Here is a 534-nt window from a genome sequence, read left to right as displayed (position 1 = left end):
CCGAAACCAATTGGCCATATCCTGGTTTTTCAGGGCAATGTGGAGTGGATTATGCTACGGATACGTACGCTGCTCTTAATGCGTGGGATGCCGATATTAACGCACAAGATACGCCGCCTGCTGCTAATGGTGCACTTGAATTAGATTTTGTCAAAGATCTGAACATGAACCCATTTGAAAGCTTTTTCTATAAATCTCGAGATGAAATTGCAGAAGTAAAGAGCGAGTTTACTGTTATTACTGGTTCGGTTGAGGCGACAGATGAGGTAAATTCAGCGGGGGTGATAGTCACAGCCAAACGGTGTGACAGCAAAATTAAACAAGCTTTTGAAGGGACAGCAGGTTCGCCGCCAACAGATAAAGTGTGGGTTGAAGGCAATTGTGATTTAGTGAATGGTGCAGGTTTAAATGGTCTACCTTCTGAGCCGCGAATTCTGGTTGTTGAAAATGGCGTAATGTCAGTGAATGGGGCTGCGGTATTTGATGGTGTCATTTACCATTTATTCAATTCAGGTATCGCTCCTACTGCTGATA

Annotated in this window: 1 pseudogene; it reads left to right on the top strand. The window is 43.8% G+C overall.

The annotated features are described in order from the left end of the window. Positions 1-44 precede the first annotated feature (44 nt). Positions 45-534 (top strand): annotated as a pseudogene (locus C9J03_RS26400) (hypothetical protein); the annotation flags it as partial.

It is taken from the genome of Photobacterium gaetbulicola (assembly GCF_003025515.1).
GTDB classification, from domain to species: Bacteria; Pseudomonadota; Gammaproteobacteria; order Enterobacterales; family Vibrionaceae; genus Photobacterium; species Photobacterium gaetbulicola.
The sequence above is the reverse complement of the archived record's forward strand: the minus strand, read 5'-3'. Positions and strand labels throughout refer to the sequence as shown.